Origin of the sequence: Priestia flexa NBRC 15715, from assembly GCF_001591565.1 — a bacterium.
GTDB lineage: Bacteria > Bacillota > Bacilli > Bacillales > Bacillaceae_H > Priestia > Priestia flexa.
Genome location: NZ_BCVD01000100.1, coordinates 1 through 15612, shown reverse-complemented (window position 1 = coordinate 15612; position 15612 = coordinate 1). Strand labels below are relative to the sequence as shown.

Below are 15612 nucleotides of genomic sequence, written 5' to 3'. Positions count from 1 at the left end.
CACATTTAAAAGACTAGCTAAATTAGCTAGTCTTTTTTTATTTGCGATTGCAAATAATTAAATAATAAATAAGGTGCTTTTATACTTGTTAACTGTAAAAAATGCATAATATATGGATAATCCTTTGACGAATAGGTATGTAATAACTCATACCACCATTCTGTTTCATAGCGAGAAATCATACTAAGATTATACAAGATTAGATAATGACTTAGGATCTCAGGAAAGTATACGCATTGTTCACGTGATGTTGTTAGATGCAAATCGCTTGTTTCTAAATTGAAAAGTAGAGGAGAACATTGATAGAGATTTGTATGTAAGTTTGCAAAAGAAATTCTAAGAGTAGGATTTATTTCTTGCATACGCATGTCTATCTTGAAGCGATCTTGTAAATATAAATGTAATCGTGTATTGTCCATATGATAAGATTCTTTAATTTGGTTAGGGAAAATTAACTCTTTATTATTTAAGTTCCCTACTAATACTTTCTTAGAAGCTCTTGAAGGGCTTAATTCATTAAATAATGAATACATTTCATCAATATGTACTAATAACTCAGTCATTGTATATTTTTGACCTTCTAATTGTTTCATGTGAAACAGTTCTTTTCCAACCTCAGAAAATAACCCATTTTTTTGAATTTTTACTTCATCATCAAGAAAGTCATAACTTTGCTTTTTTCTTTTTCGTGTTGACACTCCATGTGCTAGAACTGCTGTATTTTCTGGATAAACTGGATTTTTAGTTAATAGACATGCTTTTAACAACTGGGATAAACCATAAAAAAGTAATACTGGTTGCATGGAAGTATGAGATTTTAGTGCAGTTTGATAATAATTTTTGCTATGTTCCAGATAATAAATAAATGGATAACAATTTTTAAAACTACGCTGTTCAGCATCAACAATGCTTGAAGAATTGTACTGATTATATAAATACTTTTGTGAAAAAGGGGCTGAGAAAAATAAATGATAAGGTTTCCAAACATCATAAGTGAAACTCAAAAAATCACCTCTTTTATTATTAGAATTATCTGATATATAGTATGGTTATTGACAGCTACATAAGCAATTGTTAATCTACTAATAATATTCTGTCGCTTTGAGGAGGATTCTATAATGTGGGAAAGTAAATTTTCAAAAGAAGGTTTAACATTTGATGATGTTTTGTTAGTGCCAGCTAAATCTGAAGTGTTGCCAAAAGATGTTGATATGAGTGTAGAACTAACAAAAACGCTAAAGCTAAATGTACCATTCATTAGTGCAGGTATGGATACAGTAACTGAAGCAGAGATGGCAATTGCTATGGCTCGTCAAGGTGGTTTAGGGATCATTCATAAGAATATGTCTATTGAACAACAAGCCGAGCAAGTTGATAAAGTAAAGCGTTCTGAAAGTGGTGTTATTACCGATCCATTTTTCTTAACACCAGAAAATCAAGTATTTGCTGCAGAACATTTGATGGGAAAATATCGTATCTCTGGCGTACCAATTGTAAATAACGAAGAAGAGCAAAAGTTAGTTGGTATTCTGACAAATCGTGATTTGCGTTTTATTCAAGATTACTCAATGCTTATCTCTGATGTAATGACAAAAGAAGAGTTAGTTACAGCTCCAGTAGGAACAACGCTCGACGAAGCTGAAAAGATTTTACAGCAATACAAAATTGAAAAATTACCACTTGTAGATGACAAAGGTGTATTAAAAGGTTTAATTACAATCAAGGACATTGAAAAAGTAATTGAATTTCCAAATGCTGCGAAGGACAAGCAGGGACGTTTATTAGTAGGGGCAGCAGTTGGTGTGACGGCTGATTCAATGGTTCGAATTGAGAAGTTAGTAAAAGCTGGTGTGGACGTTATTGTAATTGATACGGCACATGGTCATTCATTAGGCGTTTTAAATACCGTACGTTCAATTCGTGAAACGTATCCGGAATTAAATATTATTGCAGGAAACGTTGCAACTGCTGAAGGAACAAGAGCGTTAATTGAAGCAGGTGTAGACGTAGTGAAAGTTGGAATAGGACCTGGTTCAATTTGTACAACTCGTGTTGTAGCTGGAGTAGGTGTTCCACAAATTACGGCTGTATATGATTGCGCCACTGAAGCAAGAAAACACGGTGTACCAGTAATTGCAGACGGAGGAATTAAGTACTCTGGAGATATAGTAAAAGCACTAGCTGCTGGTGGACACACTGTTATGCTAGGGAGCTTATTAGCCGGTACAACTGAAAGCCCTGGTGAAACAGAAATCTTCCAAGGAAGACGCTTTAAAGTATACCGTGGTATGGGCTCAGTTGGAGCAATGGAAAAAGGAAGTAAAGATCGTTATTTCCAAGAAGATAATAAAAAGTTTGTTCCAGAAGGCATTGAAGGGCGCTTACCTTATAAGGGGCCTGTTGCTGACACTTTATATCAGCTAATTGGGGGATTAAGAGCTGGAATGGGATATTGCGGCTCAGCTAACCTACAAGCATTGCGTGAAGAGGCACAGTTTATCCGTATGACAGGAGCTGGCCTAAGAGAAAGTCACCCACATGACGTTCAAATTACAAAAGAATCTCCAAACTATTCACTTAGCTAAGTAAAAAAGCACCTCTCTAATTTAGAGAAGTGCTTTTTTATGCTCAAGATTGTTTTAACGGTACTTCTTTATCTATTTTTTTTAATTTTTGTGTGATAAAATAACCTCTATGTGATTTATGTCTGGAGGGTATTGGTAGTGAAGAAAAAATTGATAAAACAGCTTTTTGCATTAGTTGCTGTTTTCTTAATGGCTAGTTCTTTAATCACTCCAAATGCGTCTGCAGCTTCACAATTTCCAAATGTTGAAGCAGATGCCGCTATTTTGATTGAAGCAGATACAGGCCAAATTTTGTATGAAAAGAATTCAGGTGCTGTACTAGGTATTGCTAGTATGACAAAAATGATGACTGAGTATTTAATTTTAGAAGCTATTCACGAAAAAAAGCTTTCTTGGGATGATCGAGTAGGAGTTAGCAAATATGCTGCAGATATCTCACAAGATTACTCATTGTCAAATGTTCCATTATTAACAACAGAGAAATATACGATTAAAGAATTGTATGAAGCAATGGCTATTTACTCAGCAAATGGAGCGAGTATTGCACTAGCTGAGGCTTTAGCAGGATCTGAAGCCGAGTTTATTAAATTGATGAATAAAAAGGCAGAAGAGTTAAATTTAGGTGAAGCTAAATTTGTTAACTCAACAGGTCTTTCTAACTCATTGTTAAAAGGTCAACATCCAAAAGGTACAAAAGCTGATGATGAAAATTTACTATCAGCTCGCGCAGTATCAGCATTAGCTTTTCATATTCTTCATGATTATCCAGAAGTATTAGAAACGGCTAAGACACCTGAAAAGATCTTCCGACCAGGTCAACAAGGCGAAACGACGATGGATAACTGGAATAAAATGCTTCCATCTTTCCCTACATACGGATATGAAGGTTTAGATGGCTTGAAAACAGGACATACAGACTTTGCAGGCTATTGCTTTACAGGAACAGCTGAACGAGATGGTGTTCGTTATATTGCAGTAGTCATGAATGCCAAAAATAATGGTAAGTCTTTTGAAGGAGCGCGCTTTACAGAAACAAAAAAACTTTTAGATTATGCATTTGATAATTATGAGCTAAAACAAGTAGCTCCAGAAGGCAAGGCTGTTAAAAAGCATGAGTCCCTTCCAGTCGTAAAAGGGAAAAATAAAGAGCTAAAAGTTGTAACAAAAGAACCAGTGAATGTTCTTACAAAAAAAGGTGAAGAAAGTAAAATCTCTCTTCAATTTGATTTTAATCCTAAAGTTGTAGATGAGAAAGATCGAATCGTTGCACCAATTAAAGAGGGTCAGGTTGTAGGTTACGTTAGTGCCAAGAATAAGAATCTTGATGATTTAGGTTATGCAGTAAATAACGGAACAAATAAAGTGCCTGTCGTTGCAGATACTACGATTGAAAAGGCTAACTGGTTTGTTTTAGCAATACGAAGTATAGGTGATTTCTTTGTAGGTGTATGGTCTGATGCAGCCGCTAATATTAAGAATTGGTTTTAATTCATAAACCATTTATAAAAGGAGATACTAAAGCAAGATTTTTGTTGCATTTAGTATCTTCTTTTTTTAGACAAGTTTTTCAAACTACACAATTTTAATAGGATTTTTTCAGAAAATAAGGTAAAATAGACAATAAGTTTTGAATTTTGTATACATAATTTATTGATTATGTGTAATACAACTATACTGGGGGAAGACAAACATGAGTAACATTACAGGTACTGACAGAGTAAAACGCGGAATGGCGGAAATGCAAAAAGGCGGCGTTATTATGGACGTTGTTAATGCTGAACAAGCAAAGATTGCAGAAGCAGCAGGAGCAGTTGCAGTTATGGCATTAGAACGTGTACCAGCAGACATTCGTGCTGCAGGTGGCGTATCTCGCATGGCAGATCCGACAATTGTCGAAGAAGTTATGAATGCTGTTTCAATTCCGGTAATGGCTAAAGCACGTATCGGTCACATTGTAGAAGCGCGTGTTTTAGAAGCAATGGGCGTAGACTATATTGATGAAAGTGAAGTATTAACACCAGCAGATGAAGAATTTCATTTGAATAAAAATACGTTTACAGTACCATTTGTTTGTGGTTGCCGCGATTTAGGCGAAGCTGCACGTCGTATTGCAGAAGGCGCTGCTATGCTTCGTACAAAAGGTGAACCAGGTACAGGGAACATTGTAGAAGCTGTACGTCATATGCGTCAAGTGAACGCACAAGTACGTAAAGTAGTGGGTATGGACGAAGCTGAGTTAATGACGGAAGCAAAGCTACTAGGTGCACCTTATGAGCTATTATTACAAATCAAGCGTGAAGGTCGCCTTCCAGTGGTTAACTTTGCTGCAGGTGGCGTTGCAACACCAGCAGATGCGGCATTAATGATGCAATTAGGAGCAGATGGAGTGTTTGTAGGTTCTGGTATCTTTAAGTCTGATAATCCAGAAAAATTTGCTCGTTCAATCGTAGAAGCAACAACGCATTATGAAGATTATGAGTTAATTGCAAAGCTTTCTAAAGGATTAGGAAATGCAATGAAAGGTATTGAAATCTCAACATTATTACCAGAAAATCGCATGCAAGAGCGTGGCTGGTAACAGTAAGGGAGTTTTAACAGCATGGTGAAGGTTGGAGTTTTAGGACTACAAGGTGCATTTAGAGAGCATGCGCATTCAGTGGAAGCAACAGGGGCTGAAGCGATTATTATTAAAAAAGTAGAACAGCTAGAAGAAGTGGACGGGCTCATTTTACCAGGTGGAGAAAGTACGGCAATGAGACGTCTGATTGATAAATATGACTTTATGGATTCACTGCGCCAATTTGCTAAAAGTGGCAAACCAATCTTTGGGACTTGTGCTGGTCTAATCTTACTAGCAGGCGAAATTGTAGACTATGATGAGCCTCATTTAGGTGTTATGAATATTAAGGTGGCTCGAAATTCTTTTGGTCGCCAACGTGAGAGCTTTGAGGCGAAATTAAATATAAAAGAAGTTGCAGATGATTTTATTGGAGTATTTATTCGTGCGCCTCATATTGTAGAAGTCGGTGAGAACGTGGAAGTCCTATCTATTCATGATGATCGTATCGTAGCTGCAAAACAGGGACAATTTTTAGGGTGTTCGTTTCATCCAGAATTAACGGATGACCATCGTATGACAGAGTATTTTATCGACATGGTGAAAGAGTCTCTGAAAAAACCTGTATAAACCAATTGCAACTTGTATAGACTTGTAGTACATTATGATTATTAATTACAATGTTGAAAAGTATAAAGCGTTGATAGGAAATAGTAGTAAAGAAGTTAAACTTTAGAGAGTCGATGGTTGGTGAAAATCGATGTTTAGCCTTTACGAATCCATCCTGGAGCAAGCTATTGAAACAGTAAGTAGATAGCTTCGGTTCATTCCGTTATCTGACTGAAGAGGAAGGTTTATTTATGAGCCTTCAACTAGGGTGGCAACGCGGGCTAAACTCTCGTCCCTTTTATAGGGATGGGAGTTTTTATTTTGCCCATTTTATACAAATAAGGAGGTAAATAGATGTTAGACGTAAAGGTTTTACGAGCTAATCTTGAAGAAGTAAAAGAAAAATTAAAGTTCCGCGGAGAAGATTTATCAGATCTTGGGCGCTTTGAAGAGTTAGATGTAGAGCGCAGACAGCTATTAGTTCAAACTGAGGAATTAAAGAGTAAGCGTAATGAAGTGTCTCAACAAATTGCTCAATTAAAACGTGAAAAGCAAGATGCAGATAGTATGATTTTAGAAATGCGTCAAGTAGGAGACAAAATTAAAGAGTTAGATGAGCGTCTTCGTACTGTAGAAACAGAATTAGAACAACTATTACTTTCAATCCCTAATATTCCACATGAGAGTGTTCCAGTTGGTGAAACGGAAGATGAAAATGTAGAAATTAGAAAATGGGGAGAGGTTCGTCAATTTAATTTTGAGCCGAAGCCACACTGGGATCTAGGAACAGATTTAAATATTTTAGACTTTGAACGTGCAGCAAAGGTAACGGGAAGCCGTTTCGTGTTTTATAAAGGCCTAGGAGCTCGTTTGGAACGTGCCTTAATCAACTTTATGATGGACTTACACATGGATGAGCATGGATATGAAGAAATTCTTCCTCCATATATGGTTAATCGTACAAGCATGACAGGAACAGGGCAGCTTCCTAAGTTTGAAGAAGATGCTTTTAAAATTAAAGAGGAAGACTATTTCTTAATCCCAACGGCTGAAGTTCCCGTAACTAATCTACACCGTGATGAAATCATTAATGGAGACCAATTACCATTAGCTTATACAGCATACAGCGCATGTTTTAGATCAGAAGCAGGTTCAGCTGGTAGAGATACACGTGGACTAATTCGTCAGCATCAATTTAACAAAGTAGAGCTAGTTCGTTTTGTAAAACCAGAAGATTCTTACGCTGAGCTTGAAAATCTGACAGGACATGCTGAAAAAGTATTACAGTTGTTAGAACTGCCATACCGTGTTTTAAGCATGTGTACTGGAGACTTAGGATTTACAGCAGCTAAAAAATACGATATTGAAGTGTGGATTCCAAGCTATGAGTCATATCGTGAAATTTCTTCTTGTTCAAACTTTGAAAGTTTCCAAGCGCGAAGAGCTAATATTCGCTTCCGCCGCGAGGCAAAAGGGAAACCAGAATACGTACACACATTAAATGGATCTGGATTAGCGATTGGGCGTACAGTGGCTGCAATTTTAGAGAACTATCAACAGGAAGATGGTTCAGTTGTTATTCCAAAAGTATTACGTCCTTACATGGGGAACAAAGAGGTTATTAACGGTTAAATTGAAATGATTCACAACTTTTTTGTTGTGAATCATTTTTTTTAGAAAACAGCTTGACTCTTGTTTGTATATGTGATAAATTTATAAATGTCGAAACGGAGGAATACCCAAGTCCGGCTGAAGGGATCGGTCTTGAAAACCGACAGGGGTGTTACAGCCCGCGGGGGTTCGAATCCCTCTTCCTCCGCCATATTTGACTTTAAATGTTATTTAAACATTGCGCGATAAATTGGAGATTGTAAAACGTCACTTTTAGAAGTGGCGTTTTTTCATTCCCATTTTTCACGAAGAAAAATGGGAATGAATTATGAATGTCTTCTTTTTAATTTTTCGTTGTGATGTAAAAACTTAGAGATTTTTTCAACAATCGGTTCAACGGATGTCGGGTCTCTTAAGATATCGTAATCATTAATATCTAATCGTAAAATAGGACAAGCTGTAAAGTTATTAATCCAATCCTCATAGCGTTTGTGCATTTCTCTCCAATAATCTAAGGGCGTTTGTTGTTCCATAGGTCTTCCACGTTCTTGGATACGATCAACGATATCTTCAAAACTACCTTCCAAATAAATTAATAAATCAGGGTGTGGGAAGTAGGGAGTCATAACCATTGCATCAAACAAGCTTGTATACGTTTCGTAATCCACCTTGGACATTGTTCCTTTTTCGAAATGCATTTTAGCGAAAATACCAGTATCTTCGTAAATTGAACGGTCTTGTATAAAGCCTCCACCGTATTCAAAAATTCTTTTCTGTTCTTTAAATCTCTCCGCTAGGAAGTAAACCTGAAGATGAAAGCTCCATCTTTCAAAGTCAGCGTAGAATTTATCTAAATATGGATTTGTATCAACTTTCTCGTAAGAAGTGCGAAAGTTCAACGCATCTGCAAGAGCTTGTGTCATTGTAGATTTCCCAACGCCTACTGTTCCAGCGATAGTCAATACAGCATCATTTGGAATGTTGTATTTTGTTCGTAAATTCATATTGTAGAACTCCTTTTTAATAAGCTGCTTTTAACATCTGAGATGATATGCTCTAAATGCTCTTTATTTTTGACAAAGTCTAGTTCATCTCCACTATAGCGTAAAACAGTTACCTGTGGGTTATTTTCTTTGAAGGTTTTAATTGCTTCCTCATAATCGGAGCTTAGCTGAGCTAGATAAGAAGGGTCAATGTTTTTTTCAATTTCCCTTCCACGCATTTTAATACGCTTCAATAGTGTAGGTAAAGTAGCATTTAAGTAAATAACAATGTTGGGCTTTGGCATATCATGTGTCAGTATATCGTAGATTTGTACATATTTTATGTACTGACTATCCTTTAAAGTTTGCTGAGCAAAAATCATGTTTTTCATAATATGATAGTCAGCAACGACAGGCTGATGTTGATGTAGAAAATGCTTTTGAATATCCTCCAACTGTTTATAACGGTTGCATAGAAAAAACATTTCAGTTTGAAAGCTCCACTCTTCAATATCCTCATAGAATTTCCCAAGGAATGGATTTTCATCAACAATTTCTTTCAAAAGTTGAAATTGAAATGCCTCTGCAATAGCCTTAGCTAGGGAGGTTTTCCCAACACCTATAGGGCCCTCAACAGTAATAAAAGGTATTTCCCCCATGGACTCTTCCTCCTTTATCTATACATGTTCTCGAAAATTGACAAAAAACATTGTATCACAATAAGAGGGGAGAATGGATAAAAACAAAAAGAAAAACCAGTTGTAAAAAACGGAAGGAAACATAAAAAGAGGATAATCCTATGCTGTAGGAATTATCCTCTTTAAAATTATTCAGGTATTCTTTTAATTACTTTAAAGTTATCATCAAGGAGTAGCCAGTTTTGAGGGAAAGGTAATCCCAACTTCCAATAAGCCATGCCTCTTAAGTTTAATTCTTTTAACAAATCGAATTTTGCTTGGATTGACCGGGCATCTTCAAACCATACCTCATGCGTTTTTTGAGCTGAATCAGAGTATCGGAAAAAGGGAGCCTGAGCTTTTTTATCATACTGTATGCTTGCGTTGTACTGATACGCAATTTCAATCGCTCTTTGAACACTAATTGCTTTTGCATACTAATTGCTTTTGCATACTCACCACCTGGTTTGAATGGAAGCGTCCAATCATATCCGTATAGATTTTGTCCCATGATAATTTTTTTGCTAGGTATTTCTGAAATAGCATATTCTAGCACATCTCTGACAGGGCCAATCGGAGAAACAGCCATTGGAGGACCTCCACTGTATCCCCATTCGTATGTCATAGGGACAACAAAATTTGCTATCTCCCCAATTCTTTTGTAATCATGTGCTTCATACCACTTTCCTTTTTGATCACTACTTGTTTTAGGTGCTAATGCTACAGATATTAACAAGTCTTCAGCTTGAAGCCGTTTCTTTGCTTTTTCTAAAAATATAATATAAGCATTTTTGTCTTCCGGACGTAAGAATTCAAAGTCAAAATGAATATCTTTAAAGTTTTTCTCTGTAGCAATACGAATAATATTATTAAGCAATTTATCTTGAACATCCGCATTGTTTAAGATTGCTTCTCCTACCTCTGCACTAAACCCGCCGTCTTCGATATTGGCAAGAACCATTAAAAAAATTGCATCGTTTTCTTGTGCAATAGTTCCAAAGTTTTTTAATGGAGGTTCTTTGATAGAGCCATTGCGCTGTACTTCGAAGTTAGCCGGTCCCAAATATGTGAGGTATTTAGCATTCTTCTTAATCAATTTTTCCGTTTCGCTACTAATGGTACGGTTACTTGTTTCAACATATCCTAAAAATTCAGCTTCTGTCTTTGGAGAAGCTGGAATGAGCAACTGTGTTCCAAGTGTTAGAGGAGAAGTGATGGAAAGGTTGTTAGCTTTTGCGATTGATTGATAACTAACTCCTAGGGTTCGCCCTATCTTCCATAATGTATCGCCTTTTCTAACGGTATAGTAACTTTCGTTAATAGGTACAACCAATGCCTGGCCCACCACTAATCGATTGGGATCAGGTAATTCATTTGCTAAGCTAATTTTTGAAGCTTCAATTTGAAACCGTTGAGCAATACTATAAATGCTATCTCCAGACTTTACAGTGTAAATATCCATAGTAATAAACGCCCCCAAAAAAGAATGTTTATTAAGTCTATGAACAAAAGAGTAAGCAAATGCTTATGTAATTAAATCACTATGTTCACAAATGTTCGCTTTAAGTACATTTTGCATCATTTCGATAGCGAACTTGTTATCTTCATCAGAATTTGATGCAATACAATCTTTAGGGATAATCAGGTTGTACTCTCTCATATAAGCATCATTTGCTGAAAAGAGCACACATATATTTCCCGCTAACCCTGTTAAAATTAATGTTTTAACGTTTAGTTGCTGTAGTAAAATGGTTAAAGCTGTTCCATAAAAAATAGAATGCTTTGGTTTAATTAAAAAGTAATCCGTAGTATGGGGTTGTATATACTGGAGTATGGGGGAGCTTATTGGATTTGTGCAGTATTCAAGGATTTTATTTAAATTAGCTTGCCATAATTTATAGTGATCATTTATATAGATAACAGGAATTTTTTTACTTGAACACTCTGCTTTTAATGAAGAGATATTACGCGCGAGAATTTTAGCTTTTTCAGCTAGGATTTTCCCATTTTTAAATTGAAAATCATTAATCATATCAATAATAACTAATGCAATTTTAGAATCATTCATATACAATCTCCTTATTGTTTTTTAACCTAATAAGTAGTGTTGCTCATAACAAATATAATATGTAAGGAGTTTGGAACATGCTTGAAGACGAGAAATATATGCGTTTAGCTATAGATGAAGCAAAGAAAGCTTGTGGAATTATGGAAGTTCCTATTGGAGCTGTTATCGTAGATAAAGATGGACATGTTATTGCAAAAGGCCATAATTTAAGAGAAAGTACACAAAGATCCATAGCTCACGCAGAGCTGTTAGCTATAGATGAGGCATGTCAAAAGTTAAATACGTGGCGATTAGAAGATACGACTTTATATGTTACTTTAGAACCTTGTCCGATGTGTGCGGGGGCTATTATGTTATCACGTGTAAAAAGAGTGGTGTTTGGAGCGTTTGATCCTAAAGGAGGGTGTGCAGGAACCCTGATGAACTTATTAGAGTATGAAAAGTTTAATCACCAATCAGAAGTTCAAGGTGGAGTTCTCGAAGATGAGTGTGCAGAAATGTTAAGTACATTCTTTAAAGAATTGCGAAATCGAAAAAAAAGAGCAAAGAAAAATTTACAATAAATTACATTCTGTAAAGGTTGCATTTTGTCCTAAAAAGAATTATACTTGTATAAGCATCAACATGGTGCTCAAACAAAGGTTTCAACTTTGCCGTGCTAAGCGGGGAGGTAGCGGTGCCCTGTACTCGCAATCCGCTCTAGCGAGGCCGAACTCCTTTCCTGAGGTTAGTTCTCCTTGAGGTCTGCCTTAAGTAAGTGGTGTTGACGTTTGGGTCCTATGCAATGGGAATCTGTGAACCCTGTCAGGTCCGGAAGGAAGCAGCAGTAAGCAGAACCTCTCATGTGCCATAGGGTCGCCTGAACCGAGCTAACTGCTTAAGTAACGCTTGGGGAGGCTAATCGAAGGAAGGTGCACGGCAGTTATATACATATAAAAGTAACCTACTCTAACGATGGAGTAGGTTTTTTTATTTAGCATATATTTCACTATATAAGATAAACGATGTTTTGGAAAAATAGTTATAGTACGTTATAATAATATCAAATTTATATAACAAAAAAGGAGAAGATGCAGTGGCGTATCAGGCTTTATATCGTGTGTACCGCCCTCAAAGCTTTCAAGATGTTGTTGGTCAGCGGCATATTATTAAGACTTTACAGAACGCGCTCGTTCTTGAGAAATTTTCGCATGCATACTTATTTTCAGGGCCAAGGGGTACAGGGAAAACGACTGCAGCAAAAATTTTAGCTAAAGCGGTTAACTGTGAACATGCACCCGTATCCGAACCTTGTAATGAGTGTGCTACATGTAGAGGAATTACAGACGGTTCCATATCAGATGTTATTGAAATCGATGCGGCTTCAAATAACGGAGTAGATGAAATTCGAGATATTAGAGATAAAGTCAAATATGCACCAAGTGCCGTTCGTTACAAAGTTTATATTATAGATGAAGTTCATATGCTCTCAATAGGTGCGTTTAATGCATTGCTAAAAACATTAGAAGAACCACCTCCTCACGTAATATTTATTTTGGCAACAACAGAACCGCATAAAATTCCACTTACTATCATTTCAAGATGTCAACGTTTTGATTTTAAACGAATCTCACCTGACGATATTGTTTATCGAATGAAAGAAGTTTTGATATCTGAGGATGTAAACGTAGCGGATGAAGCTTTATATGAGGTTGCTAAGGCATCTGAAGGTGGTATGAGGGATGCATTAAGCTTGTTAGATCAGGCTATCTCATATAGCGAAAATGAAGTTACTTTAGATGATGTGTTATCTATTACAGGTGCTGTTTCTCATACATTTATGCTGCAAATTGTTCGTTCAATTGCGGAGAAGAATCTTGTATCAGCGCTACATGCAGTTGAGCAACTCATTCAAAACGGTAAAGATCCAGTTCGTTTCTTAGAAGATTTAATCTTTTATTATAGAGATGTTTTACTTTATCAATCGTCGTCTGAAATGGAACATTTGATGGAAAAAGCAGTAGTGAGTGAGGAGTTTAAAGAGTTAGCTTCACAACTGCCAGCAGAGGGTATCTATTCAATTATTAACCAACTTAATCAAACGCAACAAGAGATGAAGTGGACGAATCATCCAAGAGTGTTACTAGAGGTAGCACTAGTGAAACTTGCTCAATCTTCTAGTAAGAAAAAAACAGTAGCGAGCGAAGAGGATGATTTACTTCAAAAAGTTAAAATGCTTGAAGCTCAAGTTAATCATCTAAAGGAAAACGGTGTTCAAGTACAGCAAAGTCAACAAGAAACAAGTGATCAAAAAGTAAAAAGACAAGTGCGTAGTCAGTATAAAGTTCCAATAGGAAAAGTGCATGAGGTCCTAAAACAAGCATCACGTCAAGAACTAGAGGAAGTTAAGCGTCTATGGGCAGAAGTTTTAGAAACGCTACGTCAGCAAAATAAAGCATCACATGCTGCTCTGTTGTCTAATAGTGAACCTGTGGCTTCATCTTCGAAGTCCTTTATCTTAAAATTCAAGTATGAAATCCATTGCAAAATGGCTGCTGAAAATAACAACAATGTACGTGATAATTTAGAAAATATCCTATATACTTTAAGTGGGAGCAAACGTGAAATGGTTGCAATCCCTGATAATGAATGGGATAAAGTAAGAGGAGATTTTCTTCAAGAGCAGCAAGGAAATAATGGGTCTCAAAAAGAAGAAGAAGACCCTTTAATCTCCGAAGCTAAAAAGCTTTTCGGAGAAGAACTTATTGAAATACACGAATAGAACTAGGAGGAATTATAATTATGATGCGTGGCGGAATGGGTAACATGCAAAAAATGATGAAACAAATGCAAAAAATGCAGAAAGATATGCAAAAGGCGCAAGAAGAGCTAGCTGAGAAAACAATAGAAGGAACAGCTGGCGGTGGAATGGTTACAGTAGTTGTAAATGGTCAAAAAGAAATCATTGATGTAAAAATCAAAGAAGAAGTAGTAGATCCAGAAGATATCGAAATGCTTCAAGATCTAGTTTTAGCAGCAACGAATGACGCGTTAAAACAAATGGATGAGTTAACAAATAACACAATGGGACAATTCACTAAAGGTTTAAATATCCCAGGACTTTAATTAAGGTGGTTGCTACGTGCATTATCCAGAACCAATTTCAAAACTAATAGATAGTTTCATGAAACTCCCGGGTATTGGACCAAAAACGGCTGTTAGGCTTGCTTTCTTTGTTTTAAATATGAAGGAAGACACAGTGCTTGATTTTGCTAAAGCACTTGTTAATGCAAAGCGTAACTTAACGTATTGTTCAACCTGTGGTCACATTACAGACCAAGATCCATGTTACATCTGTCAGGATCAAAGGAGAGACCGTACTATTGTGTGTGTCGTTCAAGATCCTAAAGATGTTATTGCTATGGAGAAAATGAAGGAATATACGGGTCTGTATCACGTCCTTCACGGTGCAATTTCTCCAATGGAAGGTATTGGTCCAGAAGATATTAAAGTTCCTGAATTGTTGAAGAGGCTTCAAAATGATGAAATCCAAGAAGTAATTTTAGCAACAAATCCTAATATTGAAGGTGAAGCAACGGCAATGTACATTTCTAGGCTGTTAAAACCCACTGGTATAAGAATTACTAGAATTGCACATGGTTTACCAGTAGGCGGAGATTTAGAGTATGCTGATGAGGTAACTTTATCTAAAGCTTTAGAAGGTCGTAGAGACGTATAGGTAAGGAGCTATGCCATGTTTTTTAAACGAAAAGGTTGGTTAAGAAAAGAATATGATGAATCTTTTCTTAAAACGTTCAATGAATTAAAAGATAAGTGGAATAAAAAAGAGGTTATTGTTGAAAGAAGTGTAGATCCTTCAGATGCAGTTTTAGTAGACATGAAATTAGCAAAAGTTAAATATCTCTTTTTATTAAAAGAAGCAAAACATAGAAATATATCTATTCGAAAGATGTCTTAATTTAAGGCATCTTTTTTGTTTAATAAAAATGGATTGTTTTTAAAAGTAGGACATACATATAAGTAATATTATTTTATTTATAAAGAAGGGATAAATATGTTAACTCAACCTCTTATTGTTATTCCTGTTTTAGTAGGCTTAATCGTACTTCTACTTATAAAAGGTGGTGTAGAAAATATGTTCCGTATAATGGGAAACTTAACTATCAAGTTAATAATAGGGGTCCTGTTACTCTTTTTTATTAATATCTTTGGTGCGCAGTTTGATATTCATATTCCGATAAATGCACCAACAGCAATAATATCTGGTGTACTAGGAGTTCCTGGGATTATAGGGCTGTTTATAATTAATCAGTTCGTATTATAATAAATAACAATCTCAAAATGAAAGAATTGTTAAGGAAAACAATTCTTTCATTTTTTTATCGATAAAAGTGTTGCTTTATTGAATTTACCATGTTATATTAATATACGTCGCTAAGAGGTAATGAGTTTTATTGAAAAGTGTTGACAAGCACTTCTCCTGGTGATAAGATAAGAAAGTCGCCTTGAGGCGATAAGAGTT

At 36.0% G+C, this 15612-nt stretch carries 15 protein-coding genes, 1 tRNA gene, 1 other RNA gene, 1 pseudogene and 1 other annotated feature; of the genes and pseudogenes, 13 read left to right on the top strand and 5 right to left on the bottom strand.

Going from position 1 to position 15612, the window contains the following annotated elements:
- Window positions 1-26: 26 nt before the first annotated feature.
- Complete coding sequence (locus BFL01S_RS15115; RefSeq protein WP_025908021.1) at window positions 27-1004, bottom strand: YaaC family protein; 978 nt, start codon at window positions 1002-1004, stop codon at window positions 27-29.
- A gap of 114 nt (window positions 1005-1118) precedes the next feature.
- On the opposite strand from BFL01S_RS15115, the gene guaB reads away from it, so the two are divergent.
- From guaB to BFL01S_RS15085, 6 genes are all read left to right on the top strand, one after another.
- The gene (gene guaB / locus BFL01S_RS15110; RefSeq protein WP_025908022.1) at window positions 1119-2585 is read left to right on the top strand and encodes an IMP dehydrogenase; all 1467 of its coding nucleotides are present in this window, start codon (window positions 1119-1121) and stop codon (window positions 2583-2585) included.
- A gap of 138 nt (window positions 2586-2723) precedes the next feature.
- Entirely contained in the window at window positions 2724-4073 is a 1350-nt protein-coding gene (locus BFL01S_RS15105; protein WP_025908023.1) for a serine hydrolase, read from the top strand.
- A gap of 202 nt (window positions 4074-4275) precedes the next feature.
- Window positions 4276-5163 carry a pyridoxal 5'-phosphate synthase lyase subunit PdxS gene (gene pdxS / locus BFL01S_RS15100; RefSeq protein WP_025908024.1) on the top strand — a complete coding sequence of 296 codons (888 nt, stop codon included), beginning with the start codon at window positions 4276-4278 and terminating at the stop codon, window positions 5161-5163.
- A gap of 21 nt (window positions 5164-5184) precedes the next feature.
- Window positions 5185-5772 (top strand): pyridoxal 5'-phosphate synthase glutaminase subunit PdxT, encoded by a 588-nt coding sequence (gene pdxT / locus BFL01S_RS15095; RefSeq protein WP_025908025.1) that lies wholly within the window; start codon window positions 5185-5187, stop codon window positions 5770-5772.
- 61 nt (window positions 5773-5833) lie between these two features.
- Window positions 5834-6051 (top strand) — a binding site (T-box leader).
- A gap of 54 nt (window positions 6052-6105) precedes the next feature.
- Window positions 6106-7383, top strand: a complete 1278-nt coding sequence (gene serS, locus BFL01S_RS15090; RefSeq protein WP_025908026.1) for a serine--tRNA ligase — start codon at window positions 6106-6108, stop codon at window positions 7381-7383.
- Between the two features lie 97 nt (window positions 7384-7480).
- Window positions 7481-7573 (top strand) — tRNA-Ser (locus tag BFL01S_RS15085).
- 115 nt (window positions 7574-7688) lie between these two features.
- Here BFL01S_RS15085 and BFL01S_RS15080 read toward each other — a convergent pair.
- From BFL01S_RS15080 to BFL01S_RS15065, 4 genes and pseudogenes are all read right to left on the bottom strand, one after another.
- A complete protein-coding gene (locus BFL01S_RS15080; RefSeq protein ID WP_025908027.1) occupies window positions 7689-8366 on the bottom strand; it encodes a deoxynucleoside kinase in 678 nt (225 codons plus the stop codon).
- Window positions 8363-9004, bottom strand: coding sequence for a deoxynucleoside kinase (locus BFL01S_RS15075; RefSeq protein WP_025908028.1), 642 nt, complete (start codon window positions 9002-9004; stop codon window positions 8363-8365). Before BFL01S_RS15075 ends, BFL01S_RS15080 begins: the two co-directional genes overlap by 4 nt.
- 167 nt (window positions 9005-9171) lie before the next feature.
- A pseudogene (locus BFL01S_RS15070) lies at window positions 9172-10484 on the bottom strand (glycoside hydrolase family 18 protein).
- Window positions 10485-10547: 63 nt separating this feature from the next.
- The gene (locus BFL01S_RS15065; protein WP_061786182.1) at window positions 10548-11090 is read right to left on the bottom strand and encodes a cysteine hydrolase family protein; all 543 of its coding nucleotides are present in this window, start codon (window positions 11088-11090) and stop codon (window positions 10548-10550) included.
- A 77-nt stretch (window positions 11091-11167) separates the two neighbouring features.
- Between BFL01S_RS15065 and tadA the strand changes: the two genes are divergently transcribed.
- From tadA to BFL01S_RS15030, 7 genes are all read left to right on the top strand, one after another.
- On the top strand, window positions 11168-11653 hold the full coding sequence (tadA, locus tag BFL01S_RS15060) for a tRNA adenosine(34) deaminase TadA (protein WP_025908031.1): 486 nt from the start codon (window positions 11168-11170) through the stop codon (window positions 11651-11653).
- A gap of 90 nt (window positions 11654-11743) precedes the next feature.
- An RNA gene (gene ffs / locus BFL01S_RS15055) (signal recognition particle sRNA large type) lies at window positions 11744-12009 on the top strand.
- 156 nt (window positions 12010-12165) lie between these two features.
- On the top strand, window positions 12166-13851 hold the full coding sequence (gene dnaX, locus BFL01S_RS15050; protein WP_061786181.1) for a DNA polymerase III subunit gamma/tau: 1686 nt from the start codon (window positions 12166-12168) through the stop codon (window positions 13849-13851).
- 23 nt (window positions 13852-13874) lie between these two features.
- On the top strand, window positions 13875-14195 hold the full coding sequence (locus tag BFL01S_RS15045) for a YbaB/EbfC family nucleoid-associated protein (protein WP_163070960.1): 321 nt from the start codon (window positions 13875-13877) through the stop codon (window positions 14193-14195).
- 16 nt (window positions 14196-14211) lie between these two features.
- On the top strand, window positions 14212-14808 hold the full coding sequence (gene recR / locus BFL01S_RS15040; protein WP_061786179.1) for a recombination mediator RecR: 597 nt from the start codon (window positions 14212-14214) through the stop codon (window positions 14806-14808).
- A 15-nt stretch (window positions 14809-14823) separates the two neighbouring features.
- On the top strand, window positions 14824-15048 hold the full coding sequence (locus tag BFL01S_RS15035) for a YaaL family protein (RefSeq protein ID WP_025908035.1): 225 nt from the start codon (window positions 14824-14826) through the stop codon (window positions 15046-15048).
- Between the two features lie 96 nt (window positions 15049-15144).
- A complete protein-coding gene (locus tag BFL01S_RS15030) occupies window positions 15145-15414 on the top strand; it encodes a pro-sigmaK processing inhibitor BofA family protein (protein ID WP_025908036.1) in 270 nt (89 codons plus the stop codon).
- Window positions 15415-15612 lie beyond the last annotated feature (198 nt).